Annotated in this window: 12 protein-coding genes; 10 read left to right on the plus strand and 2 right to left on the minus strand. The window is 64.8% G+C overall.

Translation table 11 applies throughout. The annotated features are described in order from the left end of the window. Positions 1-50 precede the first annotated feature (50 nt). The 7 genes from HU230_RS38825 (at position 51) to HU230_RS38855 (ending at position 9,027) form a co-directional block, all read left to right on the plus strand. Positions 51-2,375 (plus strand): putative bifunctional diguanylate cyclase/phosphodiesterase, encoded by a 2,325-nt coding sequence (locus HU230_RS38825; RefSeq protein WP_176533698.1) that lies wholly within the window; start codon positions 51-53, stop codon positions 2,373-2,375. Between the two features lie 172 nt (positions 2,376-2,547). Beyond that, positions 2,548-3,282 (plus strand): N-acyl amino acid synthase FeeM domain-containing protein, encoded by a 735-nt coding sequence (locus tag HU230_RS38830; RefSeq protein WP_176533697.1) that lies wholly within the window; start codon positions 2,548-2,550, stop codon positions 3,280-3,282. A gap of 270 nt (positions 3,283-3,552) precedes the next feature. Continuing rightward, positions 3,553-4,047 (plus strand): peptidoglycan-associated lipoprotein Pal, encoded by a 495-nt coding sequence (gene pal / locus HU230_RS38835; protein WP_092123460.1) that lies wholly within the window; start codon positions 3,553-3,555, stop codon positions 4,045-4,047. Between the two features lie 249 nt (positions 4,048-4,296). After that, positions 4,297-5,334: a tol-pal system protein YbgF gene (ybgF, locus tag HU230_RS38840; protein ID WP_176533696.1), complete on the plus strand. Its 1,038-nt coding sequence runs from the start codon at positions 4,297-4,299 to the stop codon at positions 5,332-5,334. Between the two features lie 50 nt (positions 5,335-5,384). After that, positions 5,385-6,419, plus strand: coding sequence for a tRNA lysidine(34) synthetase TilS (tilS, locus tag HU230_RS38845; RefSeq protein WP_176533695.1), 1,035 nt, complete (start codon positions 5,385-5,387; stop codon positions 6,417-6,419). A gap of 259 nt (positions 6,420-6,678) precedes the next feature. Continuing rightward, on the plus strand, positions 6,679-8,601 hold the full coding sequence (gene ftsH / locus HU230_RS38850) for an ATP-dependent zinc metalloprotease FtsH (RefSeq protein WP_092123466.1): 1,923 nt from the start codon (positions 6,679-6,681) through the stop codon (positions 8,599-8,601). Positions 8,602-8,613: 12 nt separating this feature from the next. Continuing rightward, positions 8,614-9,027: a DUF3052 domain-containing protein gene (locus tag HU230_RS38855; RefSeq protein ID WP_176533694.1), complete on the plus strand. Its 414-nt coding sequence runs from the start codon at positions 8,614-8,616 to the stop codon at positions 9,025-9,027. Positions 9,028-9,114: 87 nt separating this feature from the next. Here HU230_RS38855 and HU230_RS38860 read toward each other — a convergent pair whose 3' ends face one another. Next, positions 9,115-10,095: a LysR family transcriptional regulator gene (locus HU230_RS38860; RefSeq protein WP_176533693.1), complete on the minus strand. Its 981-nt coding sequence runs from the start codon at positions 10,093-10,095 to the stop codon at positions 9,115-9,117. A 174-nt stretch (positions 10,096-10,269) separates the two neighbouring features. On the opposite strand from HU230_RS38860, the gene HU230_RS38865 reads away from it, so the two are divergent. Next, positions 10,270-10,746, plus strand: a complete 477-nt coding sequence (locus HU230_RS38865; RefSeq protein ID WP_176533692.1) for an MOSC domain-containing protein — start codon at positions 10,270-10,272, stop codon at positions 10,744-10,746. 103 nt (positions 10,747-10,849) lie between these two features. Here HU230_RS38865 and HU230_RS38870 read toward each other — a convergent pair whose 3' ends face one another. Next, the gene (locus HU230_RS38870) at positions 10,850-12,352 is read right to left on the minus strand and encodes a hypothetical protein (RefSeq protein ID WP_176533691.1); all 1,503 of its coding nucleotides are present in this window, start codon (positions 12,350-12,352) and stop codon (positions 10,850-10,852) included. 411 nt (positions 12,353-12,763) lie between these two features. Between HU230_RS38870 and HU230_RS38875 the strand changes: the two genes are divergently transcribed. Beyond that, positions 12,764-13,438, plus strand: coding sequence for a TetR/AcrR family transcriptional regulator (locus HU230_RS38875; protein ID WP_176533690.1), 675 nt, complete (start codon positions 12,764-12,766; stop codon positions 13,436-13,438). Between the two features lie 82 nt (positions 13,439-13,520). Further along, on the plus strand, positions 13,521-13,949 hold the full coding sequence (locus HU230_RS38880; protein ID WP_176533689.1) for an OsmC family protein: 429 nt from the start codon (positions 13,521-13,523) through the stop codon (positions 13,947-13,949).

Here is a 13,949-nt window from a genome sequence, read left to right on the forward strand (position 1 = left end):
CTTCACCTGCGATCAGTAAGAGTGCGAGCTGAAAAGGACGCGCGCTCTCAATGCAGTTTGCAAGCCAGACGGGAGAACCGGACCAGTCGATGTCGCCGACGATCTCCGCGGCGCTGGTCGATTCCCTGTTCATGAACCCCGCGCCCATGATCTTCGGCGCCTTCGGCCCCGCCATCGCGGGCGCCGTGATTGCGTTCGTCACCGGCAATCTGCTGTCCTGGCTGTGCGTGCCGCTGTTCATCGTGGTGGGTCTGGCGCGCGCGCTGCAGATGTACCGCTATCAGCAGCGCAGTTCCCGTCTCACCGTCGAAGAATCCGTGACGTGGGAGAAGCGCTACCGGATCGGCAGCCTCGCCTACGGTATCACGCTTGGTCTGTGGGGCGCAGCCGTGCTGCTCACGACCAGCGATGCCGCCGCCCATATGCTCTGCGTGACCACGGTGGTCGCCTACACCTCAGCGGGGGTAGGGCGGACCTTCGGCCGGCCGCAGATCTTCCACCAGCATCTGCTGATGTCGATCGGTCCCCTGATCGCGGCGCTGATGTATGTCGGCGGTCCCTATCACATCGCCCTTGCGCTGCTGAGCCTGGTGTTCTTCAGCGCTATCCGGCACCTCACCTCCAGCCTGCAGCGCATCTACGTCAACGCATGGATCGCCAAGGAGCGCGAGGCGGCGCTGGCGGGCCAGTTCGATACCGCGCTGAACAACATGCCGCACGGCCTGTGCATGTTCAGCGCCGATGGCCGCCTTGCGGTGATGAACCACCGCTTCATCGAGATGATGCAGCTGTCGGACGATTTCGTGCAGCGCGGCGCCAGCGCGACCGACATCTGCAATGCCTGCGTGCTGTCCGGCGCGATCTCGGCCGCAGCCGCACAACAGATTCTCTACGAGATCGAGAGCTCACAGCGCGGCGACATCGTCACCAGCGACCCCGATCCGGCCCAGAACCGTTCGCTGGACTGGACGTTCCAGCCGATGGCAGGCGGCGGCACGGTCTTGCTGGTCGAGGACATCACCGAGCGCAAGGACGCCGAGGCCAGGATCAGCCACCTTGCGCGCTACGACGAGCTGACCGCGCTGCCCAATCGCGTCAATTTCCGCGACGAGATCGGCCGGCTGCTCGCCGTGCAGCACGGCGACCATCGCTCCGCATTGCTGTTCGTCGACCTCGACCAGTTCAAGCAGGTCAACGATACGCTCGGCCATCCCTGCGGCGACCAGCTGCTCTGCGCGGTCGCCGAACGGCTGCGCGAGATGCTGCGTCCGGAGGATTTCGTGGCCCGGTTCGGCGGCGACGAGTTCGTCGTGTTCCAGCAGAACATCCACTCGCATGAGGACGCCGCGGCATTGGCGCGGCGCATCGTCGACCGCCTCAGCGAGCGCTACAAGATCGACAACCATCTGGTCGAGATCGGCGCCAGCGTCGGCATCGCCATGACCGCGCCGGGCGTCGGCGCCGACACGCTGCTGAAGAACGCCGACATGGCGCTCTACCGCGCCAAGGCCGACGGCCGCGGCACTTTCTGCTTCTTCCGCGACGAGATGGCGCAAACCGTCGAGGCCCGCCGGATCCTCGAGCTCGATCTGCGCAAGGCGCTCGCCAACGAGGAATTCGAGCTGTTCTACCAGCCGCTGATCAACCTGAAGTCCGGCAAGGTGAGCACCTGCGAGGCGCTGCTGCGCTGGAACCATCCGGTGCGCGGCACGGTCTCGCCGGTCGACATCATTCCGGTCGCCGAGGACATGGGCCTGATCGTCGATCTCGGCCGCTGGATCCTGCGCAAGGCCTGCATGGAATGCATGAAGTGGCCGGAGGCAGTGAGCGTCGCGGTCAACTTCTCGCCGCAGCAGTTCCATCAGCGCGACGTGCTGAGCGAGGTCCGCTACGCGCTCGAGGTCTCCGGCCTGCCGGCGCAACGCCTCGAGATCGAGATCACCGAATCCTCGCTGCTGCACAACACCGAGCTGACCCACGACGTGTTGTCGCAACTGCGTTCGCTCGGCGTGCGGATCTCGCTGGATGATTTCGGCACCGGCTACTCGTCGCTCAGCTACCTGCACAATTTCCCGCTGCAAAAGGTCAAGATCGACCGCTCCTTCCTGGAAGGCATCGACAGCGATCGCCCGTTGACCCTGCTGCGCGGGGTGGCGCGGTTGTCGGCGGATCTCGGCATGTCGGTGGTGGTCGAGGGCATCGAGACCAATGAGCAGCTCGAACTGATCAGCGCCGATGGCGCGGTGACCGAAGCACAGGGATATCTGTTCAGCCGGCCGGTTCCCGCGGTGCGCATCCGCCAGCTGCTCAACGCCTCGCACGGCCGGCGCACCGACGACCAGCTGCACGTGGTTCCCTCGCGCTCGATTGCTTGATCCAGCGCAATTTCCTCAATCGATAGTTGTGAAACCTTTCGACTGCTCGATTCGAATTGCACCCTTGCGGTCACAAGTTAACTGTATTGCCGCGATTGCTTTGACGAAAATTAAGAAGCTGTTAATCTTTTGGCACGCGTTGAAGTTGTTGGGTTGTTGAGGGGATTACCACATGAGGTCCGCGGCCGAGGCCATCAAGCCCGCGACAGGAAGGCTTGCGGACCCTCTCGATCAAGTCGACTACCGCCTCGCTCAGACCCCCGAACAGAAAGACGAGATTTACCGGCTTCGCTACCGCGCCTATCTGCGCGAAGGCGCGATCCGGCCCTCGGCGGACGAGCGCGTCGTCGATCAGTTCGATGATGCTCCGAATGCCTGGGTGTTCGGCGTCTATCTGCATGGCGAACTCTGCAGCTCGATTCGCATCACCGTGGTGACGCCGGAGTGGCGCTCTTCGCCAACGCTCGACGTGTTCGGCGACGTGCTGCTGCCGAAGCTCGATCAGGGTTTGGTCTTCATCGATTCGACGCGCTTCGTCGCGGACCCCGACAAGGCGCGGAACAATCCGGAACTGCCCTATGTCACGGTGCGGCTCGGCTCGACCGCGGGCGTGCATTTCAACGCCGATTACGGCCTGGCGCCGGTCCGGCCCGAGCACATGGCGTTCTACCGGCGTGTGTTCCTGCACGAGACCTGGTCGGAGCCGCGGCTCTACCCTGGGCTTGTGAAGCCGGTCGGGTTAATGGCGTCGCATCTGCCGACCGTGCGGGAACGTGTGCTCGCCCGCTATCCGTTCCTGCGCTCGAGCGCCTTCGAGCGGCGGATGCTGTTCGATCGGGAAGGCCAGTTGCAGCCCGACGGTCTTGTTCGGCCGTTCGAGCGCGCCTCGATCGTGCCGAATCCCTGAGCAAGCCGGCGTTCTGATCAATCTGACATCGATCGACTGTTGCGCGCGGGCCAAATTGTCCTGCAAAAGCGGCCGGTTCCCGCGAACCTTGCCTTCCCTTCACCATCGCGCCACATTTGCCACCCATTAACCATCGGGGGCGCTTTTCGCCATTGCCTGGCATTTGATCGGCTCTAGCAAGGTCTCGTCAAGGTTGACGGAACGTTCGCTTAACCATCGCCCTGTAGACCCAATGGACAGTACGAAGAGCGTGAGCGTGGAGGCTCCGGAATGAAACATCAGATGCGTATCCTCCAGGGTATGAAGCTGGCTGCGGTTCTGGCGGTGGCGTTGTCGATGGGTGCCTGCGCCAACAAGAACCCGCTGGACGCCAATGGCGCAATTGGGGGCGCCGCGACCCCGGGCAGCCAGCAGGATTTCGTGGTCAATGTCGGCGACCGTGTGTTCTTTGAGAGCGATCAGACCGATCTCAGCCCGCAGGCGACAGCGACCCTCGACAAGCAGGCGCAGTGGCTGCAGACATACAACCGTTATTCCTTCACCATCGAAGGTCATGCCGACGAGCGCGGCACGCGCGAATACAACATCGCGCTCGGTGCGCGCCGTGCCCAGTCGGTTCGCGCCTATCTCGCTTCGCGCGGCATCGATCCGAGCCGCATGCGCACCATCTCCTACGGCAAGGAGCGCCCGGTCGCGGTCTGTAACGACATCTCCTGCTGGTCGCAGAACCGCCGCGCCGTCACCGTGCTGAACGCCAGCTCCTGACGCGATCCTGGACGCGTTTTCCAAGCCGGCGCCCTCGGGCGCCGGTTTTGTTTTTGGCCGCATGAAAGCCCGACCCGGCTTCATCAAGATGAACGAAGCTGCGTGCAATTGGCCGCTTGCTTGTTCCACCGTCCGTACTAAACCGGTATCCGCGACGCTGTCCCGGATTTGAACTGCAAGTCACAATTCTGGCGTACTCCGTCCCTCAAAGTCGCGCGCTTTTCACGTCGATCTCGTCGTCAGGGCAAAATGTCATCCAGGCTACATTTTCTTTCTTCCGCCGCGGCGATCGCGGCGCTGTTCGCCGTTTCCGCACCAGCGTTTGCCCAATCCGACGATTCCGATGCCGAGATGCGGATCGAGCGGCTGGAGAACCAGCTGCGGCAGCTGACCGGGCAGAACGAGGAGCTGCAGTACCGCAACCGCCAGCTCGAGGAGCGCCTGCGCCAGCTTGGCGGCCAGCCGCCCGGCCCGAATGGACAGCCTCCGGCGGCCCAGCCCGGCGTCGCGGCGGTGCCGCCGGCGCAGCAGGGGTACCCGCAGGCGCAGCCCGGCTTCGCTCAGCCGCAGCAGGGGTATGGCCAGCCGCAGCAAGGATACGGCCGGCAGCCGCAGGGCGGCTATGACCAGCAGCAGATCGCAGCGCCCGCCCCGATCGTGCAGGAGCCGGCGGCGGCGGCTCCCGGCCGCCGCGGCCGCGGCGATGCCTTCGATCCGACCCAGAATCCGAATGCGCCCGGCGCTCCGCGCGTGCTCGGTGGCGGCGGCCAGATGCCGATGCAGAACGATGCGGCGGTCGGCGCGCCCGGCGGCCGCGGAGCGGGCGAGCCGCTCGATCTCGGCAACACGAGCCCGCAGCGGGCGCCCGGCGCGAGCGCGGCCCTGACCACGTTGCCGCCGTCGGCCACGCCGAAGGACGAGTTCGACCTCGGTATCGGCTACATGCAGCGCAAGGACTATGCGCTCGCCGAAGAGACGATGAAGAACTTCGCCACCAAGTATCCGAGCGATCCTTTGGTGGCGGATTCGCAATACTGGCTCGGCGAAAGCTATTTCCAGCGCCAGCAATATCGCGATGCTGCGGAAACCTTCCTCGGTGTGACCACCAAGTTCGACAAGTCCACGAAAGCGCCCGACGCGCTGCTGCGGCTCGGCCAGTCGCTGGCGGCGCTGAAGGAAAAGGAAGCCGCCTGCGCCGCATTCGGCGAGATCGCGCGGAAGTACCCGCGCGCGTCCGGCGGCGTCAAAGCTGCGGTTGACCGCGAGCAGAAGCGCGTGAAGTGCTAAACCAGCCGGGGGAGGCCGCTTCCGGCCTTCCGCGACCTGCTGGTTCTGTGATGCCCGACGACCAATCCGCCATCCCGGCAAGCGACGCCAAGCGCCTGTTCGCAGGCCTGGCGCGTGCGCCAGCGATCGTGCTCGCGGTGTCGGGCGGTCCCGATTCCGTCGCGCTGATGTGGTTGGCCGCGCGCTGGCGCCGCGCGCTCGCGCAGGGACCGCGGCTGGTGGCGGTCACCGTCGATCACGGCCTGCGTCCTGAAGCGGCCCGCGAGGCCCGCGACGTCAAACGGCTGGCGCGAAGCCTCGACCTGCCGCATCACACATTGCGCTGGAGCGGGCACAAGCCCAGCACCGGCGTGCCGGCAGCCGCGCGCGAGGCGCGCTATGGCCTGCTCGCCCAAGCCGCGCGCAAGCACGGCGCGACGCATATCCTGACCGCGCACACCCGTGACGACCAGGCCGAGACGCTGTTGATGCGGATGCTGCGCGGCAGTGGCGTCGCGGGTCTCTCGGCGATGGCGCGCGAGACCGAGCGCGATGGCGTCATGCTGACGCGACCGTTGCTCGATATCTCGAAGGCGCAGTTGGTCGCGACGCTGAAGAAGGCGGGCATCGGTTTTGCCGACGATCCGACCAACCGCGATCCGTCCTTCACGCGGCCACGGCTGCGCGCGCTGATGCCGCTGCTGGCGGAGGAGGGCGGCGACGCGCGGAACCTGGCACGGCTCGCGGCGCGGATCGCGCGCGCCAACGCCGCGCTGGAGGTGTTGGTCGACGGCGCCGAGCGCTATCTTGCGTTGAAAAGCGAGGATCACTTCGATGCGGGCTTCGACGCGGCACTGTTCGCGGTGATGCCGGACGAAATCCGCCTCCGTCTGCTCAAGCGCGCCATCGATCGCACTGGACACGAGGGGCCGGCCGAACTCGGCAAGGTCGAAACCCTGCTCGCCGCGGTCGATGAGGCCGTCAATCAGCCCTTGCGACAACGCGAATCCAAGCTGAAACAGACGCTTGCCGGAGCGGTCATCAGTGTCGCCTCCGGCCGTATCAGGATCAGCCCGGCGCCGCCTCGCCGGGCCCGTTCCCGCTGAGCCGGGTTCGATTGTTTCAACCGCGGTCATAATCCGGCAAGGAGGCTTAACCACCCCGGAAAAACACCGGATTCCGCGTCATTTTTTGACCGGGAATCGGGCTAGGATGCGGTAAATAGTCGTGCGTGGTTCCCTTGGCATCGACCCCAGCGGCACCTAGATTGTAGGGCATCGACGGGATGGATTCCCTGGGGATTCCCACAGAGCCTGCCCAAGGATTAGAGAGAGGCCGCGATCCGCGCGACCACGAAGGAAGACCATGAACGCCAATCTGCGGAATTTCGCCCTCTGGGTCATCATTGTCCTGCTGTTGCTGGCGTTGTTCACGCTTTTCCAGAATCCCGGCCAGCGCTCGTCGTCCTCGGACATCTCGTTCTCGCAGCTTCTCACCGAGGTCGATCAGGGCCATGTCCGCGACGTCGTGATTCAGGGGCCCGAGATTCACGGCACCTTCAACAACGGCACCAGCTTCCAGACCTACGCGCCGAGCGATCCGTCGCTCGTGAAGCGCCTCTATGACGCCAAGGTGCAGATCACCGCGAAGGCGCCCGGCGACAACGTGCCGTGGTTCGTCTCGCTGCTCGTCTCCTGGTTGCCGTTCATCGCGCTGATCGGCGTCTGGATCTTCCTGTCGCGGCAGATGCAGGGCGGCGCCGGCAAGGCGATGGGCTTTGGCAAGTCGCGTGCCAAGATGCTGACCGAGGCGCATGGCCGCGTCACCTTCGAGGACGTCGCGGGCGTCGACGAGGCCAAGCAGGATCTGCAGGAGATCGTCGAATTCCTCCGCGACCCCGGCAAGTTCCAGCGGCTGGGCGGACGCATTCCGCGCGGCGTGCTGCTGGTCGGCCCTCCCGGCACCGGCAAGACGCTGATCGCGCGCGCGGTGGCGGGTGAAGCCAACGTGCCGTTCTTCACGATCTCCGGTTCTGACTTCGTCGAAATGTTCGTCGGCGTCGGCGCGAGTCGTGTCCGCGACATGTTCGAGCAGGCCAAGAAGAACGCGCCCTGCATCATCTTCATCGACGAAATCGACGCGGTCGGCCGTCATCGCGGCGCCGGCCTCGGCGGCGGCAATGACGAGCGCGAGCAGACCCTGAACCAGCTGCTGGTCGAGATGGACGGCTTCGAGGCCAATGAAGGCGTGATCCTGATCGCGGCGACCAACCGTCCCGACGTGCTCGATCCCGCGCTGCTGCGTCCGGGCCGCTTCGACCGTCAGGTCGTCGTGCCGAATCCGGATGTCGTCGGCCGCGAGCAGATCCTCAAGGTTCACGTCCGCAAGGTGCCGCTGGCGCCGGATATCAACCTCAAGACCATCGCGCGCGGCACCCCGGGCTTCTCGGGCGCCGACCTGATGAACCTCGTCAACGAAGCTGCGCTGACCGCCGCCCGCCGCAACAAGCGGATGGTGACGCAGGCCGAGTTCGAAGAGGCCAAGGACAAGGTGATGATGGGCGCCGAGCGCAAGTCGCTCGTCATGACCGAGGAAGAGAAGTTGCTGACGGCCTATCACGAGGGCGGCCACGCCATCGTCGGCCTCAATGTCGTCGCGACCGATCCGATCCACAAGGCGACCATCATTCCGCGCGGCCGTGCACTGGGCATGGTGATGCAGTTGCCGGAGCGCGACAAGCTGTCGATGTCGCTGGAGCAGATGACCTCGCGCCTCGCCATCATGATGGGTGGCCGTGTCGCGGAAGAGCTGATCTTCGGCCGCGAGAAGGTGACCTCGGGTGCCGCCTCCGACATCGAGCAGGCGACCCGCCTGGCCCGCATGATGGTGACGCGCTGGGGCCTCTCGGAAGAGCTCGGCACCGTGTCCTATGGCGAGAACCAGGACGAGGTGTTCCTGGGCATGTCGGTCTCGCGCACCCAGAATGCGTCCGAGGCGACGGTCCAGAAGATCGACTCCGAGATCCGGCGTCTGGTCGAGGAAGGCTACAACGAGGCGACCAAGATCCTCACCGAGAAGCGCCAAGACCTCGAGGCGCTCGCCAAGGGCCTGCTCGAGTTCGAGACGCTGACCGGCGACGAGATCATCGACCTGCTGAAGGGCAAGAAGCCCAACCGCGAGTCGGTGCTGGAGCCGTCGACGCCGCGCGCCTCCGCCGTGCCGCCGGCCGGCAAGCCCCGCCCGCGTCCCGATCCGGACACCGGCATGGAGCCGCAGCCGCAGGCGTAAGCCTCGCCCGCCATGGCCGGCCCTTCCGGCAAACCGATTGTGCAAAAGCTCGGCCTCAAGCCGGGCTTTTGTATTTTTGTCGACGGATTGTCCGTTCCCTATGGCGACATCGTCGGCGGGCTGCCTGCCGATCTGCGGATCGCGAAGACCGTGCGGGCGCCGCTCGATGCCGTGCATCTGTTCGCGGCCGAGGCCAAGGGGCTCGCCGCCAAGCTGCGGCGTTACCGCGAGGCGATCGCACCTCGCGGCATGATCTGGGTGTCGTGGCCGAAGAAGAGCTCGGGTGTTGCGACCGATCTTGACGACAGGGCGGTGCGCGCGGCGGGGCTTGCGTCCGGCCTGGTCGACATCAAGGTCTGCGCCGTCGATGCGGTGTGGTCGGGGCTGAAATTCGTGATCCCGGTCAAAGAGCGCGGCAAGCGCTGAGATCGCCCCGGCGTCGGTCTCCGAGGGCAAGCGGACGCCGCTCGGCTCGGCCGCTATAGGCCGGCTTTGACCCGAAGCGGTCATCGACTAACGCGACTGGCGCAAGCGCGGCCGGGCATCCATCTCCTTTGCGACGCCCTCGGCGCACCGGATGAAGCGGTGCACGATCGGACTCAATGAACGGTTCTTCAGGGTGATGATTGACACAGGCCACGGTCGGGCGGGGAGGTCGACCGGCAGCGCTCTTAGCGAATAGCGTTCGGCGTACAGGTGCAATACCGAGCGCGGCAATGTGGTGATGAAATCCCCCGTCGCGATCAGTTGGGTCCGCATATGCACCGAGAGCGTTCGCATGCTGATGTTGGGCACCTCAAGTCCTTGTGCCGCGAAGGCCTCCGTGACCACCGAGTGATTCCATATCCCTGGCTCGGTCAGGATCCAGCGTTCGTGAACGATGTCGGCAAGTTCAATTTTGCGACGATTGAACCAGCGGTTGTTCGGCCCTGCGGCGACAACAAGCTCGTCCTCGAACAGTGTTCTGACATCGACTTCATCTGGAATCTCCGGCGCGCCAAAACTGCGGTTGCCCCGGGCGATCACGAGGTCGATCTTGCGGTCGAGGAGAAGCGACAGCCGACCGAGATTAATGTGCTCGAAGTCAAGAACGGCGCGCGGGTATTGCCGGAAGAACAGATTGGCGATCCGCGGCAACACGGCAGACGAAATGGACTCGGGACAACCGACGCGCACCTCACCCGTCGTTTGATTGCTGAGGAATGAAATTTCCTCCATTCCTTGACGCAACTCGTCGAGGGCCGCGCGGCTCCGTCGGAGGAGAACGTCCCCAAACACCGTGGATGCGACACCACGGGTGCTGCGGTCGAGCAGTCGAACCTGCAGGGTGGCTTCGAGATCCGCAACCATCTGCGATATCGCCGACTGGGTAACGCCGAGCTTCACAGCCGCCTTGGATATACTCCCAGATTGAATCACGGTCGCGAACGCGTGCAGGTCGTGCAGACGTATGCGCCGGCCGATGCGAGCTTCCCAGTTGGAGGCCTTTGCCATCGCCAATCCTAATGTAGGTAGTAGCAAATTCCCCCTTCTGCTTATGACGCCTTCAGGGCAATTTCAACGCTGAACTCACCCCCGGCGCGGGATGCGGACTGCCGCGAATGCCACGGTGGAACTCGGATGGCCGTCCTTCCGGGGAACATGTGCATCAATCACAGGAGGTTGGCCATGGCGAGCGTTGTTGGTCTGTTTGTCGCCTCCGCCATTGGACAGCCCATGCAGACGTGCACCTCAGTGCGGGCTTTTGCCGGTCGCGGGCTGGAAGGGGATCGATACGAACGTGGTGAGGGCTCTTACTCGAAATTGCCGCGCGTGGCAGCACGCCATGTTTCCCTGATCGCCTGCGAAGCCATCGAGGCCGCAAATAGAGAGTTGGTCCAGCGCGGTCTCATTCCCTTCGAAGTGAATGAAACGCGACGTAACATCGTCGTCGACGGTATCGACGTCTATGGATTGCTGGGCAAGGAATTCCGCATCGGCGCCGTGCGCCTGCGCGGCTCCGAACCGACAAGGCCATGCCATCTCCCGTCCGCAGTCACTGGCAAGATGGGATTTGCGGAGGCTTATCGCGATCGAGGCGGCGTGCGGGCCGAGGTTCTCTCGGGTGGAATTATTTCGATCGGCGACCTCATTCAAACGGATTAATGGAGCGGGTCTGCTCTTGGGCCCAAAGCTGGCTTGAACCTATGTCGCCTCCGACGCCGGCTTTCGAGGCAAAAGCGGACGTAACGCATTTAGGAGTACGCGCCTAGTTCGAGCTCTCGGCTGCCGGGAGCACGCCGGCCTTCGTCTCGTCCGACCGCACATGGATGACGGCGATGTCGTCCTTGTAGAGCCGCTTCCAGCCCTTGAGGTGGTCCAGCGCGTTTCCGGCCGGAGAGTCCGAGCTCAACAGCGTGGCGTCGATCCGGTATTTGTCGAGCAGGTCCAGCAGCTGGCCGACGTCGCGGGCATCGAGCGCGGCGTAATAATCGAGCACGAATTGCTCGCCATAAAGCTCGGCGCGGCCGTCGATGAACACCTTCATGTCGCGGCTTACCATGTAGCCGCCGAACGGCGCGGTGCTGAACACGCGCTGCGCCTTGTGTTGCTGGAGGACGTCGACGGCGGCAATGGGCGAGAACACCGGCAGGAACTTGAACTCGTGCTGTGCGACGAACATCGTCGTCGTCACCCACGCTCCGATCACCATCGCGATAGTAGCCAGGATCGTGACGACGGGGACGGCGCGTCCTTCCTCGAAGCGGGTGGCGCGGACGCCTGCCATTCCCCATTGTTCGGCGATCGGCTTGGCGAGCACCAGCGGCGCGATGAACGCGAACATCTCGATGTTGCGGATATGGCTCAGCGCCATCCAGATCAGCCCGAGCAGCAACAGGATCCGCGGCACCGACAGGGTCAGCCCGCGATAGCAGATGACGCCGATCAGGCCGAGCAGCGTGGCTTCGAAGAAGCTGGGCTTGCTGAAATCCGCGGGCAGCCATTCGCCGATCAGCGACAGCAGCTTGCCGAGGCTGAGGATCTTGGTCGCACCCAGCAGGCTATTCCAGCCATAGGGCGTCACGCAGCTCGCGGCCAGCGCGGCGACGCCGAACAATCCCCATCGCACGATGAGTTGACGGCGGCGGCTCGGCTCCGCGCTCCACACCGCCTCCAGTCCGATCGGCCCGATCAGCGCCAGGCCGAGCACGAAGCCGCCATGCAGATTGGCCCACAACGCCATCAGCGGCAGCAGCCACCATGACGGATGGGTGCGGCGATCCGCGGCCGACATCAGGCCGCCGACGAACGCCAGCAGCACCGGCAGTGCCAGCACATGCGGCCGCGCGAAGAAGTGGATCGTCGACAGCAGCAGCGCCAGCGCCGCGATCAGGAGTGCACGCGCCGGATCGAAATACGAGCTCAACAGATGCAGGAAGATCGCGACCGACGCGCCGATCGCGACCGACGTCAGGATCACCGGCCCGGTCCAATCGCCGCCGTACACGAGAGCGTACGCCACCTGCGACAGCCACGAGCTCGAGATCCAGGGCTCGCCGAAACGGGTAAATGAGAACACGTCTGATGTCGGCATCGCGCCGTGTTCGAGGATCCTCTGTCCGACCTTGATCTGCCACTCCGTGTCGGAATCGCGCAGCAGGATTTCTCCGGCGGAGAGATAGAACAGATAGGCGCCCACGGCGGCGCACAGCGGCAGCAGTCCTCGCACCGCGCTACGGCTGCCCACGCTGCTGGTGATGGAGAGTGACATGCGCTTTCTTGGTCCGGCCGGGAACATCGTGGCAATGCCACACGTGGCGTTGGGCGCACTCGACCACGGCTTCCGATAAATTCGGGTAAATGCGACCGCGATGTCGTGGGTCCGCGCGAGATCGGATGTCTCGATTTCGAGCAATTATTTTGGCGCGCGATTTACCATCGGAAGCCCAATCCGGACCTGAGTGCTGTTGGCACCTCGCGCTTCCGTCGACCGGAGAGCCGCCAGTTCAATCGGAGGTGGCGTGCGGCCGTCGCAAAATCCTTACAATTCCAGCTTGTCATTCAGTCTGAATAGTTGTTCACTTCTTCAAACGGTTGCGGGATCAATCGTTCAAAACATTGAAGACGCGTGTGTTCTGCCGGTGGGCGCCGGCCAGGGCGCACGGTGGGGGGACGGAATGCCATGGTCTACCGGCGAACTCATCAGGTTGTGAAACGGCTGGCTGCCCGGCGCAGCGCCATCCTGTCGGCTGCGCGCGACGCGGCGGCGGCGGGCGGCATGGCCGCGGTCCAGATCGCACCCGTCGCGGTGCGGGCCAATGTCGCGGCCGGCACCGTCTATCGCTATTTCCCGTCGAAGGCCGAGCTGATCTCGGAATTGATCACGGAGGTCTCACGCGACGAGTTGTCCGCGATCCGGCGCGCCGCAGAGGCCGCGCCCGGACCGTCATCGGCGCTGGCGGCCGCGGTGACGACGATTGCGGTCCACGTGCTGTCGCAGCGCAAGCTGGCCTGGGGCATCCTGGCCGAGCCGGTCGATGTCGACGTCACCGCCTCGCGCCTCGCCAGCCGCCGCGATATTTCCGGCGAGCTGGCCATGCGCATCGACGCCGCCGTACGCGCCGGACATCTGCCGGCACAGGACACGGCGCTTGCCGCCACCGCGTTGCTCGGCGCGCTGCACGAAGCGCTGGTCGGCCCGCTGGCGCCGGCCAATCTCGACGATCCGATCAAGCTGCGCGATGCGGTGCAGACCGTGACGCTGCTCGCGCTGCGCGCGGTCGGCGTGATGGACGCGCGCGCCCGTGGCCTTGTGGTGCAGGCGACGACCCCGGCAAAGGCGCTGGTCGGGGCCTGAGATCGCAGCTGCGCGGCGAACACTTCCGTCGCATTGGCGTTGTAGGTTGAGGCTGGGTTCAACCAATCTCACGGAGCAACGCATGACGACGACCCATGGTTCGGCCAAATGGCAGGGTGGCATCAAGGACGGCAAGGGCGCGATCTCGACCAAGAGTGGCGCGCTCTCGGATTACCCCTATGGCTTCGCCAGTCGCTTCGAGGGCAAGCCCGGCTCGAACCCCGAAGAGCTGATCGGCGCGGCGCATGCCGCCTGCTTCACGATGGCGCTGTCGCTGATCCTGGGCGAGGCCAAGCTCACGGCCGAGCACATGGAGACCAAGGCCGACGTGACCCTGGAGAAGGTCGCCGACGGCTTTGCCATCACTGCCGTGCACCTGACGCTATCGGCGAAGATCCCGGGCGCCGATAACTCAACGTTCCAGGACTTGGCGGGCAAGGCCAAGGCCGGATGTCCGGTGTCGAAGCTGCTCAACACCAAGATCACGCTCGACGCGGCGTTGCAGGGCTGA

Origin of the sequence: Bradyrhizobium quebecense (assembly GCF_013373795.3) — a bacterium.
Taxonomy (GTDB): Bacteria; Pseudomonadota; Alphaproteobacteria; order Rhizobiales; family Xanthobacteraceae; genus Bradyrhizobium; species Bradyrhizobium quebecense.

Coding starts and splice junctions, on each gene's coding strand:
- HU230_RS38830 (WP_176533697.1), top strand. CDS start 2,548: ATGAGGTCCGCGGCCGAGGCCATCAAGCCCGCGACAGGAAGGCTTGCG.
- HU230_RS38865 (WP_176533692.1), top strand. CDS start 10,270: ATGGCGAGCGTTGTTGGTCTGTTTGTCGCCTCCGCCATTGGACAGCCC.
- tilS (WP_176533695.1), top strand. CDS start 5,385: ATGCCCGACGACCAATCCGCCATCCCGGCAAGCGACGCCAAGCGCCTG.
- pal (WP_092123460.1), top strand. CDS start 3,553: ATGAAACATCAGATGCGTATCCTCCAGGGTATGAAGCTGGCTGCGGTT.
- HU230_RS38875 (WP_176533690.1), top strand. CDS start 12,764: ATGGTCTACCGGCGAACTCATCAGGTTGTGAAACGGCTGGCTGCCCGG.
- HU230_RS38880 (WP_176533689.1), top strand. CDS start 13,521: ATGACGACGACCCATGGTTCGGCCAAATGGCAGGGTGGCATCAAGGAC.
- HU230_RS38860 (WP_176533693.1), bottom strand. CDS start 10,095: ATGGCAAAGGCCTCCAACTGGGAAGCTCGCATCGGCCGGCGCATACGT.
- ftsH (WP_092123466.1), top strand. CDS start 6,679: ATGAACGCCAATCTGCGGAATTTCGCCCTCTGGGTCATCATTGTCCTG.
- ybgF (WP_176533696.1), top strand. CDS start 4,297: ATGTCATCCAGGCTACATTTTCTTTCTTCCGCCGCGGCGATCGCGGCG.
- HU230_RS38855 (WP_176533694.1), top strand. CDS start 8,614: ATGGCCGGCCCTTCCGGCAAACCGATTGTGCAAAAGCTCGGCCTCAAG.
- HU230_RS38825 (WP_176533698.1), top strand. CDS start 51: ATGCAGTTTGCAAGCCAGACGGGAGAACCGGACCAGTCGATGTCGCCG.
- HU230_RS38870 (WP_176533691.1), bottom strand. CDS start 12,352: ATGTCACTCTCCATCACCAGCAGCGTGGGCAGCCGTAGCGCGGTGCGA.